The following is a 25,741-nucleotide window of genomic DNA, read 5'->3' on the forward strand; positions in this document are numbered from 1 at the left end:
CTGTCTCTCCTGTTTTATCGAAAATACCTGCAGAGCAGGCTGTGATTTTGTAGCAAACTAAGCAAAATTTATATTAAAAATCAGTCACTCAGCTATAGTATGGCCACGACTGATATTATTTTGAAGTTTTTTATTCCGGCGTTTAAACCTTTTGTTGCTGTGGTTCCGACTCACTTTATAACACCAATTAAGTTGCATTTTTTCAATAGCAGGGGCGGGATGTTAAGGTCTGACTATCCAGAGCAAAGAACGCATGACATGGATGAACTGGTTTGCCTGTCGCAGCAGGGCGATCGCAGTGCGTTCAGACAACTTTATCAGCAGTATTGCGGCAGGGTATATGCCATCTGTTTACGTTTACTGGCGGATCGCAATAAAGCAGAAGATGCCTGCCAGGAAGTGTTTGTCAAAGTATGGCAACAACTGAGTCTGTTTCGCGGCGACAGTCTCTTTAGTACCTGGTTGCACAGTATCGCGACCCGCACCGCCATCGATCTGTGGCGTCAGGACAAGTTGCTCCGACTGGCTACCGAAGATATGCCTGAATTAGCAGGGGCGGAATTAGGACAAAGCAGAGAATTAGAGCAGTTGATTTTACGTTTGCCACATCAGGCAAGGGCCGTGTTCGTGTTGTTTGCTCTGGAGGGCTATCAGCATCAGGAGATTGCGCAGCTACTTGGCATAGCCGAGGGCAGTTCCAAATCGCAGTACCACAGAGCACGGCAGTTATTACGGGAGTGGTTAGATGAAAACTGAACAACAATTAGATCGTTTGATCGCCGGACTTTCCAGTGAATTAACACCGTCCCGCGATTTATGGCCTGAGCTGGAGCAGCGTTTAACGGACAACCTGCCCGCCACGGCAGAGGCAGTGAACACCCACAGATGGTTGTCTGTACCTTTTGCCAGCGCTTATATCGCTAGTGCGGCATCGGTGCTGTTGGCTGTGACTTTATTCTGGCAGCCCGCAGGTCCGCAACCTGTGACGGCCAGTCAAGCCGGTAGCGTAAACCCGCAGTTGCTGGATGCGGAGACAGCGATAGTCTACAGCTTTGAGCAAGCCAAAGCGAAGCAACTGGCCAGTATGAAAACGGTAGACCCTGTGTATGCAGATTGGCAGCAACAAATGGCGCAATGGCAGCAAGCCATAGGGCAGGTTCAACTGGCACTGAAGTACAACCCGAATGAAGCAGTGCTGCTAAAGCAATTAAGGCAATTGTATAGCCAGCAGCAGAATTATTTACAAAAAGTGGTCCAGTCGGGCCTGGTTTAATCTGGAGTAACATGATGAAACAACAACTGATTTTAGGCCTGGCTTTATCGATATTCAGCCAGCCATTATGGGCAGCGGAGTCGGTGAATGAAAACCTGCAGGTGGCAAATAATGAAAGGATCTACATCGAGAATATGCGTGGAGAAGTCCAGATCATTGCAACAGGGGAGACGCGTTTTAAAGTCTCTGGTACGTTAGACGAAAAAGCCGAAGGGTATGAACTGAGTTCTAAAAATGGTTTCACCAGTTTTAAAGTGAAAATGCCGACCATGAGTAACTACGGCAACTGGGGCGATCAGGAAAAACAGGGTTCACGCTTACAGATTGAAGTCCCGTTGGGCGCACAACTGGAGTTTCAGGGCGTCAATGCCAGTGTCAGAGTGTCAGGCGTGCAAGGCAGCACCAAAGTGACAACGGTGAATGGTTCGGTTTATGCTGAAAAGCTACAACAATTTATTCAGTTGGAAACGGTCAATGGCGAAATAACCAGCGTCAATAACAATGGCCGCATTACGCTCAATACAGTCAATGGCGAAATTGAAGACAGCGGATCTCAGGGCCGGCTTAGCATTGAAGCGGTCAACGGTAGTATTGAAAGCAAATCATCGGCCTCAGAAGTTGCAGTATCAGTGGTCAATGGTGAGGCTGATTTGGAATTGACCAATGTACAGCAACTGACTATGAGCTCTGTCAATGGAGAGCTGGAAGCTGAAGTCAAAGGCAGTCTGACGCCACGTATCGAAGCGAGCACGGTCAGCGGCAACGCCAAACTAAAACTTGAGAAAGCGGTTAGCGCTAAATTTAATCTGGTGGCCAATGCGGGGGGCTCTATCAAAAACGAATTAACCAGCCAAAAAGCAGAAAGAGCAAAATATGGTCCCCGCAGCAGCCTTGAGTTCAGCACAGGCAAAGGGGAAGGCAGTGTCGAGATGAATACTGTCAGTGGTTTGCTGAAGCTGGAAACAGAGTAAAGCGAAGGCAGCAGGCGTCAGGCCTGCTGCCTTGATTCTGCAAACTGTCTTTACATGACTTTGCAATAGCTATTTAGTATTCAGTTATAAATGATTTGTCAAAAGCTGTTATTAACTGTCTGAGTTGGTAAAAACGCTAGGATTTTCATAGGGCTATACATAATCTCTTGGCCAACGAACAACCAAGATACAGGATAGCTTAATGAACATGATACAGCGTGCCAGTCGTCTGGCTTTGCCTTTGTTTTCGCTGATCGCTCTGGCCGCCTGCGGTGGCAGCTCAGGCGATAAAGCAGAAGAGGGTTTTAATCAAGGGTACGTGCAGTTTTACAATGGTGCTGCCAATAGCGCAAACAGCTCTCTGACTGTGAATGATGTCGCGGCAGGCAGTGCCACCTTTGGTGACGCGTCCAATATGCTGGCGATTGATCCGGGAACCTACAAGTATCAGTTGAAAAATGCCACCAGCAGCGCTTTGATCAAAGAAGCGGATATCACGCTGAATAAAGGCGATAAAACCTTGTTACTGATGGCGGGTGATGCTGCAAACCCAAGCATTCTGACATTAACTCATAAGCGTGAAGAAAAGTTTGATGATGAGTTCCGGGTCTTTGTCGCTAACTTATCCAACAGCTATGACAAAGTTGATTTATATACTGCGGCTGAGACCGATGATTTCAGTAAAGCAACTTTGTTAGAGTCTGTTTCCGCAAAAGAAATCACTAACACCGGCAAAATGCTCAAACGTGGCAAATACAAACTCTTTATCACCACGGCGGGTAGCAAAACCCCATTTTTTGAGGCTGTCGCTTATAACTTCCAGTACACCACCAGCTATGTATTAGTGGTGCGTGACAAACTGGGTCCTATGCAGCAACAAGTGTCGTTGGATATAGTGGGCAACTCGACAGCAGTTGAGGCACTGGAACACCGCCTGGCTAAAGGTCAGGTGCGTATCTACAACAGCCTGGACAATCAGCAAGGTCAGATTGCAATCAATAACTTACCTGTTGCAGATTTAGTACAGGACACACTGACAGACTACATTCAGCTAGACAAAAACGACTACAGCATCGCGGTATTAAATGAAAACAATCAGTTATTGTTAAACAACGTATTGCTGACCATCAATGCAGGGCAAAGTAAGTCCGTATTGTTGTTCCGTGACGCTGAGCAAAAGGTGGGGCTGGTTAGTTTTACCGAGAAGAATTTGCCACAAGTGCATGAGCATGAGATTAACGTGGCGAATCTGGTTCCTGATTTCAAAAACCTGCATTTCTATTTTGTGCGTCAAAACGAAACTATTGAAAGTGCCAAATTCCATGTCAAAGCATTGGATTTCAAAAAGTACGCCACTTTGGTATTACCAAAAGATTTCTACTCCATCTCTTTGGTTCATGTAGCCGACAACGGCACCATCAGCCTGTTAGATAAAACAGAGACCTTGCAACTGGAGGCAGGCAAAAACTACATTCTGGCGGCTGAGCCGTCCACTGCTGCACCCAGTGGTTTCAAAATCACACTGGTTAAATAATTCACGGGTAGTGAAGTTGTAAAAACAAAACACGGCCACAGGAAGTGGCCGGCAGATTAATGACAAACCCCGCCTTTTTTGGTGGGGTTTGTCATTAATCTGAACCACCGTAAAAACGGTGGTTTTGACAACAGGTGGTATCAGGACAGCGGCAGAATTAAAACTTGTGGTTCCACTGCACGGCCAGAACCTGAGCTTTGTTACGGTAAGTCGCCTGCACACCAGAGTTGTAAATACGGTCGCCATTGGCGTTGTATTCGTGCTCATCGATGTTTACTTTGTTCATCCACATATAACCATAAGCAAAATCAACACTTTGCTCTGGTGTTAGAGCCCAGTTGGCGCCCCAGGTCCACCAGATGCGGTCTGCGGTCGGAACCCGGGCTGTTTTATGGCTGCTGCTGATCGGGTTTTCATCGTATGCCAGACCGGTTTTTAACGTCAGCTCGTCGTTGTATTGCACTGTAGTGCCAACAGAAAAGGACCAGGTATCGTGCCAGTGCTCAGGGATATAGCCGATATAACCGGCTTTATTCAGATTTTGTGGCAATTGCGTACTTAAAGAGATGCTTGGTGTTGCATCGTCGCTGACGATATCAATGGATTCAAAGCTGCTCCAGCCTGTCCAGTTGACGCTGGCTTGCACAGATAAAACATCGGTCAGCTTCTGATCAAGGCTAAACGCCATATTGGCAGGCGTGGTTAAATCCAGTTTGCTTTGCTCGGACAGGTAGCTGTTTGAGGCCAGTTTACCCGTTGCTAAACTGATGGCGGGCAGTTGAGGTGCTACCACGATAAAGTTTGGATTGCCTGCCACATTGGCGCCAGTGATAGGCGTATTGGTAATTTCGGAATCACCTTTTAAGCTGTATTTCACTTCTGAGTGATAGACTAACGCCAGTTTGGTGGAACCTAAATCACCATGAATACCGAGGGTATAACCTGCGGCCACGTCATCACCATTCACCTCATAATGACTGTCACAGTAGGCTGCGTTATACACATTAGCGCCATACAAGCCATTGACGTTGGTGCCCAGTTCACATAAACCTGAGTGATCTTTGTATTTCGACAAAGTACCTTCAGCATAGTTGACGTTTAAACCCAAACCAACAGACCAGTCTTGTGACAGTTTATAGGCAAGGGTGGGCTGCATAGCGACGACTTTTATTGCGGTTTCATCGGCAAAATAGCGGCCAACCCAATCGTTCTGATAGTCGGACGATAAACCAAAAGGAGCGTACACACCTATACCCCAGCTTAAGTTGTCGCTGAAGTGATCGCTGTAAAAAGCAAAAGGCACTAATTCGGATAAAGTTAGTTTGCCTGAATCACGGCCTGTGACAGGCATGCCATTGGCGCTTTGCGCGGATGCATCGTTGTAGCGGGTGGTGGCATAGATCAGGTTGACACCACCGGAAAATTGGGCGCCTTTGAGTTTAGTTAAAGCCGCAGGGTTAGAGTACACCAAAGATGCATCGGTAATTTGTGCGCCGCGGCCTGCATAAGCGTTACCTGCTGCACTGACTGATTGTTCAAATAATTTATAACCTTCAGCAAAAGCAGACTGACTGACTAAGGCAAGGCTGATGGCTAAAGGTAATGAAGCTTTTCGTAACATTGTTTTTGTACCCTGTAATAAATTCCGCGGCATTATAGGAGGACAGCGCCCTAGAGTACATGCTCTAAGTCTGGCAAATTTTGCTACTGGTCGGATCTTGCTTTGACTAAAAAGTAGTGAAATTTGCTAAATGCTTGAAGTGAACTTAGGCTGAATTTGAATTTTTATTTATTAACTAATTGTTTTTAAATGGATTTTTTCTGTTTTCATGAAGTGGCACAAGGGATGCAATCCCATCGCAACTGATTCGACTTTGCTTGTTTAAGGATAAATTATGAAAACCCGCTCATTGCTCGCTACTGCTGTAACTACCGCCTTATTGGCCGGCTCTTTGGTGTTAACTGGTTGCGGCAGCGCTGAAGGAAGTCCGGATGCTGCCAAAGTGGAGGCTGTAATTAGCATCCCGGTCGAAGCTGCTTTGGTCAGTCGCGGTGAAATCAGCAGCCTGTACCGCACTACGACGACCTTAGAAGCCAAGGAAGATGCTGAAGTGAACAGCAAATCAACCGGCATAGTGCAGCAGTTGTTTGTCGAAGAAGGGGATTTTGTTAAAGCAGGTCAGGTGATGGCCATTTTAGATACTGAACGTCAGCAACTGAACCTGGCCAAAGGCAAGGCCGAGTTGGGTCAGTTAAAAAGCGAACTGGCGCGGTTAGAAACCATGTACCAGAAAAAGCTGGTCAGTTTTGATGTCTACGACAAATTAAAATGGCAGGTAGAATCGTTATCCGCCTCTGTCGCCCTGTCCGAGCTGGCACTCAAAGAGACTCAGATCATTGCGCCTATCAGCGGTGTGATAGCCCGTCGTCATGTCAAAGTCGGTCAGTTGATCACTGAATACTCATCCAAAGCTTTGTTTGAAATTGTGTCACAAGAGCGTTTAGAGGCAGTGATCAATTTACCTGAACATCAACTGCCACGGGCTAAAGTGGGTCAGGTTGCCTACTTACACTTTGCAGCTCTGCCAGTCAAAGCCGCGAAGATTATCCGGATCTCGCCGGTGGTGGACGCTACTACTGGTACAGCCCGCGTCACAGTGGCAGTGGATAACAGCGATCTGAGCTTAAAAGCCGGTATGTTTGCCCAGGTAGAAGTGCAATATGACGCCAAAACTGCCGCTTTGTTAGTGCCAAAACGTGCCGTGATGGCGATGGATAACAGCAGCTCAGTCTTTGTGGTGAATAAAGATGGCAAAGTGGAACGCAAAACCATCACTACAGGTTATGAGTCCGACACTATGTTTGAAGTGGTGGACGGTTTAACTGAAGGCGAGCAGGTGGTGACTGCAGGTCATGCCAGCTTAAAAGAACAAAGCCCTGTTCAGGTGATTGCAAAGAGCTAATTCAATCTCCCTCCCTGGTGGGGCCTCAGCCCCACCATCCATAATAAAGATAAAATTAAGGGATCCTCTATGAAACTCGTGGATACAGCCGTTGCACGTCCAGTCACTATGTGGATGTTCACTTTAGGTATTATGTTATTTGGCCTGGTCGCTATGGGGCGACTGGCCGTCAATTTACTGCCAGATTTGTCATACCCCACCTTAACCATCCGCACTGAATACGCGGGTGCTGCGCCGGCCGAAGTGGAGCAGTTAGTCAGCAAGCCAATTGAAGAAGCTGTAGGTATTGTCAAAGGCATTCGTAAAGTGCATTCCGTCTCCAGGGCTGGCCGTTCTGATGTGATTATGGAATTTGAATGGGGCTCGGATATGGATCTGGCAGGCCTTGAAGTGCGCGAGAAAATCGACGTGCTGTACCTGCCTTTGGATGTGAAAAAGCCGTTATTACTGCGCTTTAATCCAAATTTAGACCCTGTAGTGCGTCTGGCGTTAAGCCGCGATGAGAAACAAGATTTAACACCAGCCCAACTGGTGAGCTTACGTACTTTTGCCGAAGAAGATTTACGCCGTCGTTTAGAATCTCTGGCTGGTGTAGCCGCAGTGCGGCCTGATGGTGGTTTAACTCAGGAAATTCAAATTCTGATCGACAACGAAAAACTCAGCCAGTTAAAGCTGGATATCAGCACCATCAATCAGCGGTTAAAAGAGCAAAACATTAATCAGGCCGGTGGCCGTTTAGAAACCGGCAGCCATGATTATTTAGTCCGTACCATTAACCAGTTCGCCAATCTGGAGCAAATTCGCAATTTGTATATCGCCAAAGTCGGTGAAAGCCAAATTCGGTTGTCCGACATTGCCGAAATCCGTGACTCTTTTGTCGACCGTCAAAGCATTACTTATGTACAGGGTAAAGAAGCGATAGAAATTGCGATTTACAAAGAGGGTGATGCCAACACGGTACAGGTAGCGAAAACTGTCACAGCCAAGCTGGAAGACTTACAAAAAAATCTGCCTGCTGGTTATCAGTTAACTTTAGTCTACGACCAATCCACATTTATTAAACAAGCCATAGATGAAGTGAAATCCGCCGCTGTGGAAGGCGGTATTCTGGCGATGATAGTGCTGTATTTGTTCCTACGGAATGTCTGGACCACCCTGGTGATCTCGATTTCTATTCCGCTGTCGGTCATTGCCACCTTTAACCTGATGTATGGGCAGGATATCAGCTTAAATATTATGAGCTTAGGCGGTATAGCCCTGGCTATAGGTATGCTGGTGGATAACGCTATAGTGGTATTGGAGAATATAGCCCGCTACAAAGAGCAGGGCATGGCTCCGATGGATGCGGCGAAAAAAGGCGCCAGTGAAGTAGCGATGGCCATTACCGCTTCAACCTTAACCACAGTGGCGGTGTTTTTCCCGCTGGTGTTTGTCGAAGGCGTGGCCGGTCAGTTGTTTAAAGATCAGGCCTTAACCGTCACTTATGCCTTATTGGCATCTTTGCTGGTGGCTTTAACCCTTATTCCTGCTATGGCAGCGCGTGAGCGCACCAGTTCAGCTACAGCTATCACTTCGAACACCGAATCAACAAAACTATCCATGAAACCATCGCGCTGGTATTTATGGCCGCTGGTACCCTTTCATCTGCTGTATCTGGGCGTGCGTTTGGTATTTTTAGGCTTATTTACGCTCTTCACTGTTCTGTTTCGTGCTGTCGCTAAAGGTTTAAGTTTTATCTTTAACCCACTGCTGAACATAGTGCAGGCTTTTTTACGGGCGCTGGAATCAGGTTATCGCGCTGTGTTAACTGCCGCCTTACGCGCCAAAGCTTTGGTACTGTCTGCTACTATTGGCCTTACCGCGCTGATTTATTCGCTGATCCCGGGTTTAGGTTTTGACGTGATCCCCAGCATGAGTCAGGGTGAGTTTTATGTCGAAGTGCAACTGCCTGTCGGTAGCGCGATAGAACGCACCGACAAGGTATTAAAACAACTGGCGGATGTGGCCTCACTGCAACCTGAAATTGATCGTAGTTATGCCCAGGCAGGTACGGGTCAGCAAATGACGGTGGATCCTAATGTCGGCGGCAGCCATTGGGGCCGGTTAAATATTATTTTAAAAGACAGTGCGACCAGGGCGGATGAAGAGCGTTTAATTCAACTGTTCCGTGATGCGGTCAGCACCATGCCGGATCTGACGGCGAAAATAGACAGACCAGAGCTGTTTAGCTTCAGTACGCCACTGGAAATCGAATTGTCCGGCCATGATTTAACCAGCTTAAAAGCCACCTCGGATCAACTGGTCAAAGCCCTGGCTGCCAATGACAGATTTACCGATATTAAAAGTTCGTTACGCTCAGGCCAGCCGGAAATTACCTTGCATTTCCACCACGACAGGTTATCTCAGTTGGGTTTAACTGCGGCGGATGTGTCGAAACGGGTGGCAAATTACATAGGTGGCGAAGTAGCGGGCCAGTATTCGATTAACGATCGTAAAGTTGATATCCGGGTGCGTCTGGCGGAGAACTTCCGTAACTCAGAGCAACAACTGTCGCACATTATCATTAACCCAAACAGCGAAAAACCACTGCCTTTGTCTGCAGTCGCTGACATTAAACGTGAAGTAGGCCCAAGCGAAATTACCCGTATTGGTCAACAACGTGTGGCTTTGGTGAGCGCTAATTTAGCTTACGGCGACCTGGAGCAGGCCACAGCAGCAGCCAAAGCTGTATTGGCTCAGCTGAATTTGCCTTATGGTGTTGGCGCTACTATTGTCGGTCAAAGTGAAGAGATGGAACGTTCCTTTAATTCCCTGATGATGGCATTGCTGTTAGCGGTGTTTCTGGTCTATCTGGTGATGGCGTCGCAGTTTGAAAACCTGCTGCAACCTTTGCTGATTTTATTTACCGTGCCTTTGGCTGGTGCTGGTGCTGTGCTTGGTTTGTGGTTAACCGGCACCCGGGTTTCCGTCATCGTGTTTATTGGTTTGATTATGCTGGCCGGTATAGTGGTGAACAACGCCATAGTGCTGATTGACCGTATTAATCAGCTCCGCGCTGAGGGCATGGCCGTGTCGGACGCTATAGTCGAAGCGGGGGCCACCCGTTTACGCCCTGTACTAATGACGACTTTAACTACAGTGCTGGGTTTACTGCCTATGATACTGGGCAGCAGTGATGGCGCAGAAATCCGCGCTCCCATGGCCATTACGGTGATTTGGGGTTTAAGCCTGTCAACCTTGCTGACGCTGGTATTTATTCCTGTGTTGTACCGCCTGACAGCGCGTGACGTGCAACCGGCTAAGGAGTAAGACTATGGATCATCAACCTTTAGCCATCACCCGTTTTGCCTTAACCCGGCCTGTGACTTTATGTATGTTGTTTTTGTCCTTGCTGGTGTTTGGTGTAATCGCGAGCAGAATGTTGCCACTGGAGAAATTCCCTGGCATCGATATACCGGAAATTTATGTGCATGTGCCTTATCCCAATGCCACACCCAGCGAAACCGAGCGTTTGATCACCCGGCCAGTGGAAGAAGCGCTGGCCACAGTAACCGGCATTAAAAAGATGCGCAGTTTTTCTAAAGAAGACGGTGCCGATATTTCGCTGGAATTTAACTGGGAAGAAGACATCAATACCAAAAGTATTGAAGTGCGCGAGCGTTTAGACAATATGCGTCACCTGTTGCCACGCGATGTAGAGCGGGTGATGGTGTATCAGTTTAATACCGCTGATATGCCTATTTTCCAGTTGCGTATTTCCAGTGAACGCGATTTAGCCATGGCCTACGACTTACTGGAGCGGGTGATTAAACGCCCGCTGGAGCGGGTGCCTGGTGTATCGAAAGTCGAGCTGTATGGCGTGGATAAACGTCAGGTAACGATTCGCCTTGACCCACAACGGATGCGCAATTTGCAGGTCGACCCGGTGCAGTTAGTGCAATTATTGCAGGCCAGCAATTTTGCCATGACAGCAGGCGAGTTGCGTAACCCCAGCGAAAGTATTCTGGTGAAACCTGTTGGCGAATTTGCCAGTCTGGATGAGATCCGCGCTTTGCCCATTCGTGCCGGTTTAACTTTAGGCGCAGTGGCTGATGTGATGCTGGAGCTACCCAAACGTATTGAGGGCCGGCATTTGCATCAAACTTATGCGGTCGGCATGAACGTATTTAAAGAATCAAACGCCAATCTGGTGGATGTATCCCGCGCTGCTATTGCTGTGGTGGATGCAGCGGGCAAAGATCCGGCCTTTAACGGTATCAATTTATTCCTGATGGACGATACCGCCAAAGGTGTGACGGATTCTTTGTCGAACCTGCTAGGCTCCGGTGCTATGGGCGCTTTATTATCCTTTGGTGTGTTGTATTTGTTCTTACGCCATATTCCAACTACGTTAGTGGTGGTGCTGTCTGTGCCTGTGTCTATTGCTATCACTTTGGGCGCTATGTATTTCCTCGGTTACAGCTTAAATATATTGAGTATGATGGGGCTGATGCTGGCGGTGGGTATGCTGGTGGATAACTCTGTGGTGGTAACTGAAAGTATCTTCCGCGAACGCGCGGCCGACGCTGATACCAAAAGAGCGACAGAGTTAGGTGTGCATCGGGTTAGTCTGGCGGTACTGGCCGGTACTGCCACCACGGCTATTGTGTTTTTACCCAATATTATTGGCCAGAAAGTGGATGTGACTGTGTTTTTAGAACACGTTGCTATAGCTATCACTATAGCCCTGGGGGTGTCTTTGCTGATGGCTTTGACATTAATTCCTTTTTTAACCACCAAAATTAAGCAAATCCACAGCTCAGACAATGCAGCACCAAGCAAAGTTGATAAGTTTTATAGCCGCTGTTTACGTTGGGTGATGGCATCACCAAAAGCAGCCACCGGCATCGCTTTCTTATTGCTGTTCAGTATTGCTATTCCGTTAAGCCAGGTGTCTGGTGGTGACGATGATGACGGCGACAGCAACAGAGCTTTTCTGAACTACAACGTGCAGGGCAATTACAATCTGGCCGAGGTAGAGCATGAAGTAAAGCGGATGGAAGCCTACTTATATCAGCACAAAGACGAGTATGAAATTGAGTCTGTGTACAGCTATTACACCGCCAATCATGCGATGTCGATCATTATGTTTAACGATCCACTGGTAAAACCTGTCTCTGAAATTAAGGAAGCTATTCGCAAAGGCTGGCCACAGCTAGTGCGCTCACAACCCAGTTTTGGCTGGAGTGATAACGGCGGTGGTATGCAGGTGCATTTATCTGGCCCTTCGACTGAAATGCTGACTAAATTAGCCGCCGATATTGTGCCGGTGATTTCGCAAATTAAAGGGCTGGAAGACGTGCGCTCTGAAATTGCCGATGGCCAGTTTGAAATGCAAATTCAGCTGAACAATGAAGAGTTACAACGTCAGGGCCTGGATGCCAGCGAAGTGGCGCAAGCTGTCACTTTAGCCTTGCGTGGCACCAACTTACGCACCTTCCGCTCTGACGAGCAGGGCGAGGTACAGCTTCGGGTGTTGTATGACGAAAAAGTCAGCCATTCACCGGCTGAACTGGCGGCTATTCCTGTGCTGGTAAAAGACAATGTAGTCATTACCTTAGCGCAAGTGGCTGAACTGAAAGTAGAGCCCCGGTTGTCGGAAATCCGCCGCTTTAACCGTCAGACTACGCTTGCCATTGGTATGAATATGAATAAAGACCTGACGATGGACAAAGCCCGTGAGGAGCTGACGAAAAGATTGAATCAACTGCAGTTACCGGCAGGTTATGCCTGGTCCTTTGAAGGCAGCTTCCAGTATCAGGATGAGGCGCAGGGCATTATGCAAATCAATATGTTGCTGGCGGTGGCAATGATTTATCTGGTGATGGCGGCTCTGTTTGAGTCCTTGATTATGCCAACCGCTGTCATTGGCTCCTTATTGTTCTCTTTTGTTGGCGTGTTTTGGGCCTTTTTATTCACCGGCACTTCGATGGGTATTATGGGCATGATAGGCATGCTGGTGCTGATGGGCATCGTAGTAAACAACGGTATAGTGCTGGTGGACCGCATCAATCAACTGCGTAACGAACAGCCGGATGCCGAGCTTGTGCCACTGATTATCGAAGCCTGTGAAGCACGGTTACGGCCTATTCTGATGACGGTATCCACTACTGTTTTAGGTTTATTACCACTGGCCTTTGGTGACGCCAACATCGGCGGCGACGGCCCAAGTTATGCGCCTATGGCCATTGCCATCATAGGTGGTTTGGTGTTCTCCACCTTAACCAGTTTATTGCTGGTGCCATTAACTTACTGGGGCTTAATCCGCTTTAACATCCGCTGGTCCGGCTTTTTGGCCAAAGCCAGAGTGCTGGCGAATAAGGTGATTACAGCAAATTAGTTGTGCTTTAGTTGGAAGTAAAAAGCAGGCCAAAACAGCCTGCTTTTTGCTTTAATACTCACTAAATTTAAAGCGTTTCGCCGCTGGCGAGATACTTTCTTTTGCTTCGCCAAAAGAAAGTATCCAAAGAAAAGGCGACCCCAGGTCGCAGCGAAAGCCCGGCCCAAAATCGTGCGTCCAAGGCGGCTGGGCAACTCGCTCGTCGCTACCGCTCCTCACTCAGACACTCCCAGCCTTAAAACCTTGGCCACCCAATTTTGTCCGGCTCGCGCCCCAATGGGGGATTTGGTGCCAGTAGTTGGTATGGTTTTTTTATTATGTGCTACCAAAAAGAGCAAATTGCCGAAATAACGAATACCGCAAGATCTGCCCCGCAGTTTCAAGCAAAAAGCCGACTTTTTACTTTAAGGCTATATCTAAACCGAAGCCGCTTGTGCTTGAGTTAATTAAAGAACAACTACCGTACTGCTTGTCTGGATTTTGTCGGCCATAAATTTACTGATTTCAGAAAAAACTGTTGAAATAGAGGTACATCAGCGTTAGTTTGGTTTGAGTAAAAATCATCAAAGAATGTGTGACACACGGTGTCAGGTCTTGCGTCTTGCCCTTTGAACGCAGCAACTACACACGGTGTCAGGTCTTGCGTCTTGCCCTTTGAACGCAGCGGTGACCCTAAGCACAGTTTGACGATAGCGCAGACAGAGCTTCCATCTGCGCCTTATCTGGCATAGGTGATTGAGCAGCGCTCAGAAGGATAAACGTACCCCCAGGTTCAGGGTGGTGATTTTTCCGTACTCGTAACCTGTTACCAGTGCTATGGTCGGCAGGACATACCAGCGTCCGTTTACACCGACCAGGACGTCGGATTCAAAGGGATCTGAACCGCTGGACGCGATCCCTCCAACCGAGGTGTAACGTGCATAACCCTGAAGCTGCAAAGTCGGGGTTGTTTGCCAGAGAGCACCAAGCTCCGCACCTATGCCGCTGTCGTCAGCGTCTATATCCAGATTAAAACCCGCAGCGCGTGCATCCTTGAACTCGAGCTGGTCAAGGCTGAGCCGACCAAAGTAAGTCAACATATCCGACATAGGGTATTGATATCCCACACCTATGCGCCAGCGTTCAACATCGTACTCACCTGATACAGTGCTGGTGGCGCTGCGTATTTCAAGCTCTTGGCCAAGTGCTGCATACTCACCAAACAGATGCATCTGTGCTGCGAACTGCCAGGCCCCGCCAATAAATCCACCGCCATCCGCATCGCTTTCCAGATCGAAAGGGGTGTTTCCTGTGACCACTCCTGATGTCTCTATGTCATTGACAAAGCCGCCGACTATACCGCCCTCGAGGTAGGTAAAGCCGCTATCTTCTGCCTGAGCCATCGCTGGTCCAGCCAACGATACTGCAATCATTCCTACAATCATTCTGTGATACTGAAACATGTGTCACCCCTGCATTATGAATTATCGACGTTCTGCTTCGAATGACTATAGCAGCTTGTCCGGCGACCTGATGTCAGTGTAGCTGAGGGGCATTAGTCTTGTTCTTTGCTTTTAAGTGAGGATTGATGTTTGCAAAAGACAGTGTGAGGACAGGCTGTTTTTGCGTCGCTATGGAGTTAAATTTGACAGCACAGATGGTATGAGACCGTCTATTTGATGGCTTCTGATATGAGGTAAGATTTCTGCGCGTTCGGCGCCAATCAAAGGTTGTTTTGTGAGTAACCAAAGTTGATTTTTAATAGCGGATAAGTAGTCGTCGGATTGCGCTTACCCCCACTGCTGAAGTCCGTATCGGTAGATGTCTTTCAGATCATTTTTAGCTGCAGGCGCAATGACGAGCTTATAAGCTGCCATGTGTTCAACTTTTTACGACGTCAAACAATGAATCCAGCATAGCTTGTGACTCAATGCTAATGCCTTCACCACTGTCCAATTGATCTGTGCCAATTTTCAATTGATCGCGCAGCAGCGCAAGTTTCACCTGGTGGATCCAGTCTTCGTACGTGTCCATAAAACCTAATGCTTTGCGGATCACTTCACTGGCATTATTGTATAAGCCGCTTTCAACTTTGGATTTAATGCGAGACTCTAATTCGGGCGTCAGGGAGATATGCATTATGAGCTCAAAAGATACATCTTAATCCAGGTCATGTTCGGATTGCCTACAAAGTTTGTCAATTTGTGTAGTCGGAGCTTTGCGGCATTTTACCACTGCTCCCTGACATCAAGCTGGTGCATAGCTGTAAGGTGTTTAGCGCAGTAGACGCTCTAAGCTTCAGGTGCTACTTCGTCGTTTCAGCCTGCAACTTTTCGAGTTGAGCCCACAACTCTTCTGCTTCTGCGGTTAAATCGGCAAATAAGCGCATATCACCTTTTCGCTGGGCGAGCATAGCTTGTTCAGCTTTGGCGTCGTATTGCTGGCGTAAGGCTTTGATTGGATCTCGTTTAAAGAAACTAAACATGGGCTGGGCTCTTTGAATAAAAAAGGACTGAGTGCAGTATCTACGCTCAGTCCTGTTCGTTAGCTCACTAAAAACTGCAATTCAAAACTACAGAGCTTTTAAAATCGCATCCACAGTGGCTTTGGCATCACCAAAACACATTTGCGTATTGTCTTTATAAAACAGTGGGTTGTTTACACCCGAGTAGCCAGTGTTCATCGAACGCTTAAACACCACCACGTTTTGTGCTTTCCAGACTTCCAGCACTGGCATACCAGCGATAGGGCTGGTTGGATCTTCAGCCGCAGCCGGGTTGACGGTATCGTTGGCACCTATTACCAGCACAGTGTCAGTGTCTGCGAGGTCTTCATTAATTTCATCCATCTCCAGTACAATGTCATAAGGCACTTTGGCTTCTGCCAGCAACACATTCATATGCCCGGGCATACGACCTGCCACAGGGTGAATACCAAAACGTACTTTAATGCCACGCTCTTTTAGTTTCTGGCAAATCTCCGCCACCGGATACTGCGCCTGAGCCACCGCCATGCCATAACCCGGCGTGATCACCACAGAGCTTGAGTTTCGCAGCAAATCGGCCACATCTTCAGCGTTGATTTCGCGGTATTCGCCTTGTTCTTGTTCAGCGCTTTGTTGGGTATCGGCCTGACCAAAACCTCCGGCAATCACGGAGATAAAAGAGCGATTCATCGCCTTGCACATAATGTACGACAAGATAGCACCGGACGAACCCACCAAAGCACCGGTGATAATCAGTAAGTCGTTCGATAACATAAAACCTGCAGCCGCGGCGGCCCAGCCGGAGTAAGAGTTCAGCATAGACACCACCACAGGCATATCGGCACCACCAATGGAGGCCACCAGATGCAGGCCAAACACCACAGCTATCAGCGTCATGATCAGCAGGGCTGTTTCACCTCCCTCGAAGCCGACAAAATAAACCAGCAATAGAGCTGATGCGATGAGCGCCAATAAATTCAGTTTGTGTTTATGCGGAATACTCAAAGGCTTAGAGCTGGCTATGCCGCGTAATTTGGCAAAAGCCACGATGGAACCTGAAAAGGTCACTGCACCTATAAAGACACCCAAAAACACTTCGGTTAAATGCACAGTAAGTGCTGCGCCTGTGGCTGAGTGAGTTTCAAAAAAGCTGTTGTAACCCACCAGCACTGCAGCTAAGCCGACAAAGCTGTGCAAAATGGCAACCAGTTCAGGCATTTGCGTCATTTCTACTTTCAGTGCTAATCGAAGGCCTATAGCACTGCCTATCGCCAGAGCTATCACTAATGGCACTATGGCATCCATACTAACGCTGGCAATGGTGGCGAGCAGGGCTATGGTCATGCCCAAAATACCCAGCCAGTTGCCGCGGCGGGCTGTTTCCTGTTTAGATAAACCGGCTAAGCTGGCAATAAAAAAAGCTGCCGCTACCAGATAGGCTGAAGTGATTAATCCTTGTGTCATGGCTGTTACTCCCCGCCTTTGGTGAACATCTTCAGCATACGCCGTGTGACGGTAAAGCCACCTACAATATTAATGGTGGCAATCAGTACGGCGAAAAAAGCCAGCGCCTGTACCAGCAGGGAATCGCTGCTGATTTGTAGTAAAGCGCCCAAAACTATAATGCCGGATATCGCATTGGTGACCGACATCAAAGGCGTATGCAAGGCATGAGTCACGTTCCAGACCAGGTAATAACCCACCACGCAGGAGAGTAAAAACACAGTAAAGTGCGCTAAAAAATCACTGGGCGCTGAGTAGCCTATCCACAGCAATATCACAGCCGCTAGGCCTATAAACCAGTTGGCACTGATGGATTTTTTCTCTGTTTTTGCGACAGGTGCAGCACTAGCCACCACAGGTTTGGTCGCAGCGGTCACACTGATAGCTGGCGGTGGGAAGGTGACTTCGCCCTGATGCACCACAGACATGTTACGGATAATCACATCCTGCATATCCAGTACCATCTGACCATCTTTGGTTTTGCACAAGAGCTTGGCCAGATTGACCAGATTAGTGCCATAAAGCTGTGAGGACTGCGCCGCTAAACGGCCGGGTAAATCGGTGTAGCCTATCACTTTGACACCTGATACGGTTTCGGTAATTTTACCCGCTTCTGTGTATTCACAGTTACCGCCTGTAGCTGCTGCCAAATCAACAATGACTGAGCCTGGTTTCATCGAATCCACCATTTGTTTGGTGATGAGCTTAGGTGCCGGACGGCCTGGGATCAGCGCCGTGGTGATGATAATGTCGACCTCTTTGGCCTGTGCGGCAAATAAGGCCATTTCTGCGGCAATAAATTCATCGGACATCACTTTGGCGTAACCGCTGGAGGAGGAGCCATCTTCAGCAAATTCGAGTTTTAAAAACTCACCGCCCAACGACTCAATTTGCTCCGCCACTTCAAGGCGGGTATCAAAAGCTCTGACAATAGCGCCTAAAGAGCGGGCTGCACCAATAGCGGCAAGGCCCGCTACTCCAGCGCCAATCACCAGCACTTTAGCGGGTTGTACTTTACCTGCAGCAGTAATTTGACCACTTAAAAAACGGCCAAAACTATGGGCTGCTTCAATCACTGCGCGGTAACCGGCAATATTTGACATGGAGGACAAGGCATCCAGTGACTGCGCGCGGGAAATACGTGGCACCATATCCATCGCCAGAACATTCACGCCTTGTGCTGCAAGGCGGGCTACTAATTCTGGATTTTGCGCCGGCCAGATAAAACTGACTAAGGTGCTGCCTTTTTGCAGTAAACTGATTTCCTGCTCCGTCGGCGCATTGACTTTGTAAATCAGCTCACTGGCCCAGAGTTGGTCTGGCCCAGCTATGCTGGCACCAGCCTCTGCATAAGCCTCATCGCTAAAACCTGCGGCGCTGCCTGCGCCACTTTCGACCAGTACGGTAAAACCTAATTTGCGTAGCTGTTCCGTTGTCGCCGGCGTGGCCGCCACCCGGGTTTCGTCGTGCAGTTTTTCTTTGGGTATTGCAATAAACATCCTGACCTCTTGTCCTGTTTTTTTATTTGATCCTGCTAAGCAGATGGATCTGTAGCCCCTATCTGCCAAGATAAAGGGCATAGCAGTTGAGCTGGTTACCGCTGCATACTTTACTTCTTCCTGAAGGGACTACCACTGCGCTGACATAAGGCGATGATGTCAGCACAGGCTCGGTCAGGTTGTGCTGCTGCGCCAGTCTTTGTAGTGCCGAAATTACTGTTTTTTGTAGAAAAAATCGACGTAACGACTATAGGGCAAGGTCAGACCAATTGACTAATGCCTTTTAGTTATAGCTTAGAGGATAGTCGGCAATCACAGTTTTGCCGCAGATTAACTGCAGGCCGAACAGCAAAGTAGTCAGTAAGAACAACAGCCCTGAGTGATAGGTCCGGGCTGTTGTAGTGTCGCTTTGTTAACAGTGTTATTGTGCAGTCGCTTCTGCCGCTTCAACAATAAGTTCGGCAACCTGCTCTGGTTTGGAAGTCATCACCACATGGGAAGCTCCTTTGATTTCCACAATCTTTTTGGCACCAGCACGCTCAGCCATAAATTTCATTGCTGGCGCCGGGATATTTTTATCCGCTGTACCGTAAATCGCCCATGACGGAATTTTTTTCCAGGCTGGTGCTGCTGAAGCTTCATGCAAAGCGGCTTCAGTCACAGGGCGCTGCGTGGCAGCCATTAAAGCGGCTTCTGCTGCAGGGACATCTGCTGCAAACTGGGTATGGAATTTGTCCTGCTGAATATACAAATCTTTGTTGCCGTCTTTTAATACCACAGGAGCAGCCAGAGTAGGGCCTAAAGTGCCGCCAGGGTAACGTCCTGATAATTCGGCAATATTTTCACCCTGTTCAGGAGCAAAAGCTGCGACGTAAACTAAAGCTTTTACTTTGGCCTGATCGGCTGTGACGTTGCTAATGACTGAACCGCCGTACGAGTGACCGACTAAAACCACTGGTCCTTTGGTGTTGGCTACTACATCAGACAGATAAGCTGCATCACTTTTTACGCTGCGCAGCGGGTTCGCCAGAGCTATAACCGGGTAACCCTGGTCATGTAGTTCTGCCACCACACCATTCCAGCTGGAGGATTCAGCAAAAGCGCCGTGTACCAATACCACTGTTGGTTTTTCGGCGGCAAAAGCGGCAGCGCCAAAGGTCAGGCCGAAGGTTGCGATAGCTGTAGTGAATAAACCTGATTTAAAGTTTGTCATGTTAGTTTCCTTTTAAATTTGCAAGCTTAGTTAATTGGCTGCGCTGTTTTGGCGGCGCCCGCCTCTATGGTCTCCCGCTCGCTTCGCGCCGGGTCTGTTGTTTTCCCTTTGTGAGCGGCTGTGGTTATAGTAAGGGGTGGAACTTTCTTTTTGGGTTCAAATAGTCTAATTTATGCAACAGATCGTCTAAATCATTTGGTTTTATAAAAAGGGAGATAGGGGTGGACCGTTTATCAACTTTACTGGCTCAATTTGGTATGCATGCCACCACTATCTATGGTGGGGCTCTTGGAGGCGAAATGGGTTTTGATGCCATGGACAGAACAGCCAAGCTGCATCTATTGCGTTCTGGTGACGTGGTATTTCAAATGGAGCAGCAAAAGCTCTTAGTGATCACAGAACCCAGTTTGTTATTTATCCCAAGGCCTTGTTGCCATAGCCTGAGCCCGGCAGCAGGGCGGCAGAGCGCTCAGCATCCGCAATTAGTATCGGCTGCGCTAAAGTTTGATGGTGGTTTGGATAATCCGTTAACCACAGCTTTACCTGCTTATGTACTGATGCCTCTGGCTGATGTTTCTATGCTCAGTGGCAATCTGGATTGGTTATTTGATGAAGCCTTTGCACAGCATTGTGGTAAAAACGCCGTGCTGAACCGTTTGTTTGAACTGGTGGTGATCCAATTGTTGCGTTATATGATGGCCAATCGCAGTGTATCCACTGGCATGATGGCCGGCCTTGCCGATTTACGGCTGGCAAAAGCTGTGACTTTAATGCACGACCAGCCCGCCAGAGCCTGGTCTGTCGCAGAGCTGGCCAGCGCTGCCAGTATGTCCAGAGCCAGTTTTGCCGCCAAGTTTCATAAAGTGGTAGGTATTACACCAGCTGACTATCTGGTCAGCTGGCGGGTCAGTTTAACGCAAAAATTATTACGGGAAGGCCGTCCTATAGCGCTGATAGCGGATGAAGTGGGTTATGAAAGCCCTTCGGCTTTAGCCCGTACCTTCAGACGAAAAACCGGCAGCAGCCCAAGAGAATGGCTGCAGTTACAGCAGTAAATTCACTGATAGTCATACTGCTGCCGGTGATCAACAGAGAGTAAAAAGCCCTGGTATGGGCTTTTTTGCAACAAATACAGGCAGAGAACAGGCTCAGACGGATTCAGAAGGGGCAGCTATCGGCTGATGTTCCTCTTTGTACTTTTCTTTGTATTTTTGCGCAAAAGTTAGAATGACCATACTGATGCTGCCAAAAATCAAAAAGCCTGCAGTGACAGGGATTAAAGTGCCGTTGTACAGCAGGCCAATCACAGTGCCTATACTCATCGACATAATAGATGACACTGAGCCGATGATAGCGGCCGCTATACCCGCCACATGACCCATAGGTTCCATCGCCATAGCGTTGATATTGCCAAACACCAGACCAAAACAAAAAAACAGCACAGAGGCATAGAGCACAAAAGCCCAGAGCTGAATTTCAATCACCAAATGCAGCGCTAAAAATACCGCAGAGCTTAAAATAATGCCCCAGACAGCGCGGTTGGATAAATGCTGCATGCCCCATTTTTGCACCAGGCGGGAATTCACCAGCGAGGCGGCACCAAACACAATAGCCAGTAAGCCAAAGTACAAAGTGAAAAGCTCACCGGTTTTAAATAAGTCCTGAAAAATCTGCTGTGACGAATTCAGATAACCAATAAAGCTGCCAAAAAATAAACCCATACAAATCATGTAGCAGAGGGTCGGAACATTGCTGATCACTTCTTTAAAGCCTTCAGCAAAACCCTGAGTAGTCATGGCAATACGATGTTCTTTGGGTAAGGTTTCTTCTAAGCGGCAGAAGATCCACACTACGATCAGCAGCGCATAAAATACATAAAGAATAAAAATATCACGCCATGAACCTATCCATAACACCGCCTGACCCAGGCTGGGCGCCAAAGCCGGCACCATGACAAAAATCATCATCACCAGCGACATAATACGAGCCATATCATTGCCGGCGTATTTGTCCCGCACTATAGAAATGGCCGACACATAAGGACCTGACACGCCTAAACCCTGCACAAAACGACCCAATAATAAGGTGTTGATATCAGTGGCGAAATAACAAATCACAGTACCTACTAAAAACAGCGCTACACCGCCGTTTAATACTTTTTTCCGGCCTGTGGCGTCGGACAATGGTCCACAAATCAGCTGGCCTATCGCCATGCCAAAAAACAGGGCGCTGACCACCAGTTGCGCCTGATTCGGGTGACTCATGGCTATATCAGCCCGAATAGCATCCAACGCTGGCAATAAGGCATCAATAGAGATGGCAACAATGGACATTAAAAGCGCCACCAGCAGGGTAAACTCGCCGGTAGAAATACGCGATGTGGGCGCGTGGGTGGAGTAATCAGACATCAACAGCATTCCTTGTTTAAAACGGCCCGAAAAAGGCGCGGCTAGTGTAACGCTTTTCATGGACCAAAGGTGTTGGCAAATGTAAATGAATTTGAGGCTAGTCGGTTGAGAGCAGGGGATATCGACAAGGGCAGGCGTTCGGTTGAAAAATTAATCAATAGGCGCAGCAGGCGTCGGACGGATCCGGCGCCTGCTGCCAAGCCTTGGTTGATAAGGCAAAGGTTAGTGACTGCTGATAAGCTGCAATACAGGTTGTGCCCGACGGCCAAAGTAGATTTGAAAGGTTTCCTGTTGGCCTGCAGCCAGCGTCAGCTCGAATGACAAAGGATAAATCCGGCTGCAATCGGCCATAATGGCCACTATATGCTCCTGATTAAACATACGCTGGCCGCCAGCACTATTTGTCACTGTCACAGTAGCGACCCGTTCACCGTTGTCCGCAGCCAGCAGCGCGTAGTGATCCAATACCAGGTCGCTGCGTCTGGGGACGACGTCTTTATCACGCTGGCAATTAAGCTCTGTATTCTGAAAAGGCGAAGGTTCAAACCGCAATATCTGATCCCGGTCCGGTTCATAGGCCTGCGCACTGCTGGACAACAGTGCTACCAGCAACCACTTTTTCATCATCACCTCAAAAGTTGCAAAAAAGTTAAGTTAATCGATCAGGCTTAACTTGCCAAGCAACCAGATGTTTGAAATTGTAAGCAGGATGCTGTGTTACAACTCTGCATCCGGCTGAAAATCTTTAGCCAGACTGCTGAGTTGTTTCAGCTCTAACTCTTTTTGCTTTTTCTTTTGTTGCAAACGATAGATGGCAACCAGACAAAGCGGGGCGACTATGAGACTGTAAAAAACCAGCAGCGTAGCGGTCATCTGAGCGATCTGCCACCACTGCATCAGCCATAACAAGCCTGCAAATAGCACCAATGCAGCGCAGGATAGCTGGGTATACAGGTAATAGCGCAGAGTTAATGTGCAAGCCCTGACCCGAAATTGCACCAGACCGCTGCTGCTCCAGTTGTCATATTCCAGTATGGGTTTGTGTACTGTCCAGGCGATATAAGCAGAACTGAGGGCTCCGCTTATCAGAAACAACGCAGACAGATAGCCCAGCCAGTCAGGAATGTGAAAGGCGAGCCAGAAGGCGGCAACAAGCATCACAACAGCACCCAACCACTCGCCATACATCAAGTATTTTTGTTCAGTTTGACGTTGTTTGGCTTTGCTTAAATCTGCGGCTGTGGGGGGCGCTTCTGTTGCTGTGGGTTGTTGTTGCCAGCTTTTGGCCAGAGCGGCAAAATCAAACTTATCTGCCATGGTGCATGATCTCCATCAGTTCTGTTTTGGCGCGATTTAACCGCACTCTTACTGCGCCCTGAGTTAGTTGCAGAATATCTGCGATCTCAGGGGTGTCTAAATCTTCCATCGCCAGCAAAATCACCTGACGGTTGGCAGGGGAGAGTTGTCTTACGGCCTGCAACAGCTGCTGACTTTGCTGCTGTTCTCCAACCTCTTGCGACGGACAATCCTGTAACAGCTGATGCTGGGTGTCCTCATCTAATTCCTGCCACTGCTGGCGTTTAGCACGAGCTATGTGATCAACAGTCACGTTATGCACAATGCGAAACAAATAAGCCCGAGGCAGCTCTGCAGCCTGAATACGTTCAGCCGACTGGTGTAATGCCAGATAAATATCCTGTTTTAAATCCTGTCGTGCTGCCGGATCGGCCTCTGAAGCCATCAAAGTGCGGCTGATAGCGCCCTGATTTTGTTGCCATAACTGCAGTAAAAATTGTTCCGCTGGCATAGTGTTATTGTTTGATAGCGTCAAAAAACACTCCCTGTTCAATACGTTAGCGCTATGTGTTGTCGCACGCGCAAACGTTATCACTCTGTTAGATAGAAGTCTGCCCCTGTGGCCAAAGTGTTACAAAAATAAATAAAAAAAATTCTGTAACGGCTGACGAAATAGTCCCGACTTCTTAAGCAAACACAGCAACTTTATTTCGGTTTTAAGGAGTCTTCACATGAAAACACTGCATGTAAAAAAATCTGTCGCGCTTTGTCTGATGGCCCTGTGGCCTGCATTACAAGCGTTAGCCCAGGCCCCTGTTGAACAGGCACCAAGCGTGTTGTATCACAATGCCACTTTACTCAATCCTGCGACAGAGCAACTGGTGCAGGATGGCTGGCTGCTGGTCAAAGAAGGCCGCATTCTACAAATGGGCCAACAGCAAGCGAATACAAAATTACCTGAAGCCGGCAAAACGGTGGATATCAACGATCAGTATCTGATGCCTGGGCTGATTGATGTGCATTTGCACCTGACTGCAGGGCCACATCGGGCACAGATGCAGGATGGTCAACCTGTCATCAGTGTGAAAGGTCATAGCGAGCTGACGCGCTATCACGCCATCAGCACCTTAGCCACCGGAGTGACCACAGCCTTTAGCCCGGCAGGAGAGCCAGAAGCTAACGCTGAATATGTCGCGCAGCAACAAGCAGGCCACTGGCCTGGCCCCAAGTTAAAATACGCTGGTTTTGTCTTCGAACCTACGCCAGTGTTAGGTGGCTCTGTCTATCCAAAAGACGAAGCAAGCTGGCGCGCTGAGATTGCCCGTCAAAAACAGCTGGGCGTTCACTACATTAAGTTATACGCCGGGCTGAGCAAAGACGAGGTTGCGCTCGGAGTGCGGTTAGCCAAAGAGGCTGGCCTGAAAACTCTGGCTCATCTGGATAGCGTCAGTTGGCAGTATGCAGCGGATCTGGGTATCGACATGCTAACCCATGCGTTGCCAACCAGTGCTGAATTACTGACAGGCGATACAAAACAGGCCTATTTGCTTGAACGAAAAAATCCATATGACAGCCGTTATCTGTACCGGTGGTTCGACTATGTCGACTACGACAGTGAGCCAATGCAAAAGCTGTTTAGCACTCTGGCGCGTCAACAAACCAGAGTCGACCTGACCTTAGTTGCCAATGAGTTGTTCTACTTTGGCCGTGACTTGAACAGCTTATATCCGGAAGAAAATATGTGGGTCTTTCACCCTGAAAATCGTAGCCGCTGGCGCGCCTTTTTTGCTGCGCTCAGTTATGACTGGTCAAAAGAAGACTTTGCCGCCGCTCAGCGTCAAATGCCGAAGGTAAAGCAATTGCTTAAACGTCTTTACGACGCCGGCGTGCCGCTGGCGATAGGCACAGATTTAAGCGCCAGCGGTCCTTTTTATTTGCGCGAATTGTTACTGACTCAGCAGGCAGGCCTGACGCACTGGCAGGTGTTGAAGCTGGCCACCAGCGGTGGCGCTGAGCATCTGGGGCTGACTGATCATGGTCAACTGAAAACAGGTTATGTCGCTGATTTTATCGTGCTGGGTGGCAATCCACTTAAGGATTTGAACGCGCTGAACACTGTGCATACCGTAGTGCAGCAGGGCAAAGCCTGGTCTGTGGATGAGCTGAAAGCTCAGTTGAGTTCTCTGTCAAAGCTGAAACTTTAATTTAAACCCTTACACACTAATTTATTTTACAAGC

20 protein-coding genes are annotated in these 25,741 nt (G+C 48.3%); 9 read left to right on the plus strand and 11 right to left on the minus strand.

All coding sequences use genetic code 11. The annotated features are described in order from the left end of the window. Nucleotides 1–258: 258 nt before the first annotated feature. From SD53_RS13180 to SD53_RS13195, 4 genes are all read left to right on the plus strand, one after another. Nucleotides 259–756, plus strand: coding sequence for an RNA polymerase sigma factor (locus SD53_RS13180; RefSeq protein WP_241481799.1), 498 nt, complete (start codon nt 259–261; stop codon nt 754–756). Continuing rightward, a complete protein-coding gene (locus SD53_RS18085) occupies nt 746–1,273 on the plus strand; it encodes a hypothetical protein (RefSeq protein ID WP_052749374.1) in 528 nt (175 codons plus the stop codon). The genes SD53_RS13180 and SD53_RS18085 overlap by 11 nt, the downstream gene beginning before the upstream one ends. 11 nt (nt 1,274–1,284) lie before the next feature. Further along, entirely contained in the window at nt 1,285–2,244 is a 960-nt protein-coding gene (locus SD53_RS13190; RefSeq protein WP_241481800.1) for a DUF4097 family beta strand repeat-containing protein, read from the plus strand. Between the two features lie 202 nt (nt 2,245–2,446). Further along, nucleotides 2,447–3,778, plus strand: a complete 1,332-nt coding sequence (locus SD53_RS13195; RefSeq protein WP_052749375.1) for a DUF4397 domain-containing protein — start codon at nt 2,447–2,449, stop codon at nt 3,776–3,778. 157 nt (nt 3,779–3,935) lie between these two features. Here the strand turns inward: SD53_RS13195 and SD53_RS13200 are convergent, their stop codons facing one another. After that, complete coding sequence (locus SD53_RS13200; RefSeq protein WP_046520657.1) at nt 3,936–5,399, minus strand: OmpP1/FadL family transporter; 1,464 nt, start codon at nt 5,397–5,399, stop codon at nt 3,936–3,938. Nucleotides 5,400–5,673: 274 nt separating this feature from the next. Between SD53_RS13200 and SD53_RS13205 the strand changes: the two genes are divergently transcribed. From SD53_RS13205 to SD53_RS13215, 3 genes are all read left to right on the plus strand, one after another. Continuing rightward, nucleotides 5,674–6,741 carry an efflux RND transporter periplasmic adaptor subunit gene (locus SD53_RS13205; protein ID WP_046520658.1) on the plus strand — a complete coding sequence of 356 codons (1,068 nt, stop codon included), beginning with the start codon at nt 5,674–5,676 and terminating at the stop codon, nt 6,739–6,741. A 69-nt stretch (nt 6,742–6,810) separates the two neighbouring features. Beyond that, complete coding sequence (locus SD53_RS13210; RefSeq protein WP_046520659.1) at nt 6,811–10,050, plus strand: efflux RND transporter permease subunit; 3,240 nt, start codon at nt 6,811–6,813, stop codon at nt 10,048–10,050. 4 nt (nt 10,051–10,054) lie between these two features. Beyond that, entirely contained in the window at nt 10,055–13,120 is a 3,066-nt protein-coding gene (locus SD53_RS13215; protein WP_046520660.1) for an efflux RND transporter permease subunit, read from the plus strand. Nucleotides 13,121–13,866: 746 nt separating this feature from the next. Here SD53_RS13215 and SD53_RS13220 read toward each other — a convergent pair. The 6 genes from SD53_RS13220 to SD53_RS13245 all read right to left on the minus strand — a co-directional run bounded on the left by SD53_RS13220 (nt 13,867) and on the right by SD53_RS13245 (nt 19,799). Beyond that, nucleotides 13,867–14,532 (minus strand): outer membrane beta-barrel protein, encoded by a 666-nt coding sequence (locus SD53_RS13220; protein ID WP_241481801.1) that lies wholly within the window; start codon nt 14,530–14,532, stop codon nt 13,867–13,869. Between the two features lie 448 nt (nt 14,533–14,980). Further along, the gene (locus SD53_RS13225; RefSeq protein WP_046520662.1) at nt 14,981–15,238 is read right to left on the minus strand and encodes a type II toxin-antitoxin system ParD family antitoxin; all 258 of its coding nucleotides are present in this window, start codon (nt 15,236–15,238) and stop codon (nt 14,981–14,983) included. A gap of 166 nt (nt 15,239–15,404) precedes the next feature. Continuing rightward, a complete protein-coding gene (locus SD53_RS13230; RefSeq protein ID WP_046520663.1) occupies nt 15,405–15,584 on the minus strand; it encodes a DUF6435 family protein in 180 nt (59 codons plus the stop codon). A gap of 87 nt (nt 15,585–15,671) precedes the next feature. Beyond that, nucleotides 15,672–17,048, minus strand: coding sequence for a Re/Si-specific NAD(P)(+) transhydrogenase subunit beta (gene pntB / locus SD53_RS13235; RefSeq protein ID WP_046520664.1), 1,377 nt, complete (start codon nt 17,046–17,048; stop codon nt 15,672–15,674). A 5-nt stretch (nt 17,049–17,053) separates the two neighbouring features. Then, entirely contained in the window at nt 17,054–18,586 is a 1,533-nt protein-coding gene (locus SD53_RS13240) for a Re/Si-specific NAD(P)(+) transhydrogenase subunit alpha (RefSeq protein WP_046520665.1), read from the minus strand. Nucleotides 18,587–19,007: 421 nt separating this feature from the next. Beyond that, entirely contained in the window at nt 19,008–19,799 is a 792-nt protein-coding gene (locus SD53_RS13245) for an alpha/beta fold hydrolase (RefSeq protein ID WP_046520666.1), read from the minus strand. A gap of 221 nt (nt 19,800–20,020) precedes the next feature. On the opposite strand from SD53_RS13245, the gene SD53_RS13250 reads away from it, so the two are divergent. Continuing rightward, nucleotides 20,021–20,854, plus strand: a complete 834-nt coding sequence (locus SD53_RS13250; protein ID WP_046520667.1) for an AraC family transcriptional regulator — start codon at nt 20,021–20,023, stop codon at nt 20,852–20,854. A 93-nt stretch (nt 20,855–20,947) separates the two neighbouring features. Here the strand turns inward: SD53_RS13250 and SD53_RS13255 are convergent, their stop codons facing one another. From SD53_RS13255 to SD53_RS13270, 4 genes are all read right to left on the minus strand, one after another. Continuing rightward, on the minus strand, nt 20,948–22,207 hold the full coding sequence (locus SD53_RS13255; protein WP_046520816.1) for a multidrug effflux MFS transporter: 1,260 nt from the start codon (nt 22,205–22,207) through the stop codon (nt 20,948–20,950). Between the two features lie 222 nt (nt 22,208–22,429). Beyond that, nucleotides 22,430–22,831 (minus strand): hypothetical protein, encoded by a 402-nt coding sequence (locus tag SD53_RS13260; RefSeq protein ID WP_046520668.1) that lies wholly within the window; start codon nt 22,829–22,831, stop codon nt 22,430–22,432. Between the two features lie 93 nt (nt 22,832–22,924). Next, on the minus strand, nt 22,925–23,524 hold the full coding sequence (locus SD53_RS13265) for a hypothetical protein (protein ID WP_046520669.1): 600 nt from the start codon (nt 23,522–23,524) through the stop codon (nt 22,925–22,927). Then, the gene (locus SD53_RS13270) at nt 23,514–24,038 is read right to left on the minus strand and encodes an RNA polymerase sigma factor (protein ID WP_241481802.1); all 525 of its coding nucleotides are present in this window, start codon (nt 24,036–24,038) and stop codon (nt 23,514–23,516) included. The genes SD53_RS13265 and SD53_RS13270 overlap by 11 nt, the downstream gene beginning before the upstream one ends. 196 nt (nt 24,039–24,234) lie before the next feature. Here SD53_RS13270 and SD53_RS13275 point away from each other — a divergent pair, with 196 nt between their 5' ends. Beyond that, nucleotides 24,235–25,707: an amidohydrolase family protein gene (locus tag SD53_RS13275; protein ID WP_052749376.1), complete on the plus strand. Its 1,473-nt coding sequence runs from the start codon at nt 24,235–24,237 to the stop codon at nt 25,705–25,707. Nucleotides 25,708–25,741: the final 34 nt, after the last annotated feature.

It is taken from the genome of Rheinheimera mesophila (assembly GCF_000986865.1).
Taxonomy (GTDB): Bacteria; Pseudomonadota; Gammaproteobacteria; order Enterobacterales; family Alteromonadaceae; genus Pararheinheimera; species Pararheinheimera mesophila.

Excerpts from the sequence above, each read along its gene's own strand:
- SD53_RS13180 (WP_241481799.1), top strand. The coding sequence starts at position 259 with ATGGATGAACTGGTTTGCCTGTCGCAGCAGGGCGATCGCAGTGCGTTC.
- SD53_RS13215 (WP_046520660.1), top strand. The coding sequence starts at position 10,055 with ATGGATCATCAACCTTTAGCCATCACCCGTTTTGCCTTAACCCGGCCT.
- SD53_RS13220 (WP_241481801.1), bottom strand. The coding sequence starts at position 14,532 with ATGATTGCAGTATCGTTGGCTGGACCAGCGATGGCTCAGGCAGAAGAT.
- SD53_RS13195 (WP_052749375.1), top strand. The coding sequence starts at position 2,447 with ATGAACATGATACAGCGTGCCAGTCGTCTGGCTTTGCCTTTGTTTTCG.
- SD53_RS13190 (WP_241481800.1), top strand. The coding sequence starts at position 1,285 with ATGATGAAACAACAACTGATTTTAGGCCTGGCTTTATCGATATTCAGC.
- SD53_RS13210 (WP_046520659.1), top strand. The coding sequence starts at position 6,811 with ATGAAACTCGTGGATACAGCCGTTGCACGTCCAGTCACTATGTGGATG.
- SD53_RS13230 (WP_046520663.1), bottom strand. The coding sequence starts at position 15,584 with ATGTTTAGTTTCTTTAAACGAGATCCAATCAAAGCCTTACGCCAGCAA.
- SD53_RS18085 (WP_052749374.1), top strand. The coding sequence starts at position 746 with ATGAAAACTGAACAACAATTAGATCGTTTGATCGCCGGACTTTCCAGT.
- SD53_RS13260 (WP_046520668.1), bottom strand. The coding sequence starts at position 22,831 with ATGAAAAAGTGGTTGCTGGTAGCACTGTTGTCCAGCAGTGCGCAGGCC.
- SD53_RS13205 (WP_046520658.1), top strand. The coding sequence starts at position 5,674 with ATGAAAACCCGCTCATTGCTCGCTACTGCTGTAACTACCGCCTTATTG.
- SD53_RS13265 (WP_046520669.1), bottom strand. The coding sequence starts at position 23,524 with ATGGCAGATAAGTTTGATTTTGCCGCTCTGGCCAAAAGCTGGCAACAA.
- SD53_RS13255 (WP_046520816.1), bottom strand. The coding sequence starts at position 22,207 with ATGTCTGATTACTCCACCCACGCGCCCACATCGCGTATTTCTACCGGC.
- SD53_RS13245 (WP_046520666.1), bottom strand. The coding sequence starts at position 19,799 with ATGACAAACTTTAAATCAGGTTTATTCACTACAGCTATCGCAACCTTC.
- SD53_RS13275 (WP_052749376.1), top strand. The coding sequence starts at position 24,235 with ATGAAAACACTGCATGTAAAAAAATCTGTCGCGCTTTGTCTGATGGCC.
- pntB (WP_046520664.1), bottom strand. The coding sequence starts at position 17,048 with ATGACACAAGGATTAATCACTTCAGCCTATCTGGTAGCGGCAGCTTTT.
- SD53_RS13225 (WP_046520662.1), bottom strand. The coding sequence starts at position 15,238 with ATGCATATCTCCCTGACGCCCGAATTAGAGTCTCGCATTAAATCCAAA.
- SD53_RS13240 (WP_046520665.1), bottom strand. The coding sequence starts at position 18,586 with ATGTTTATTGCAATACCCAAAGAAAAACTGCACGACGAAACCCGGGTG.
- SD53_RS13200 (WP_046520657.1), bottom strand. The coding sequence starts at position 5,399 with ATGTTACGAAAAGCTTCATTACCTTTAGCCATCAGCCTTGCCTTAGTC.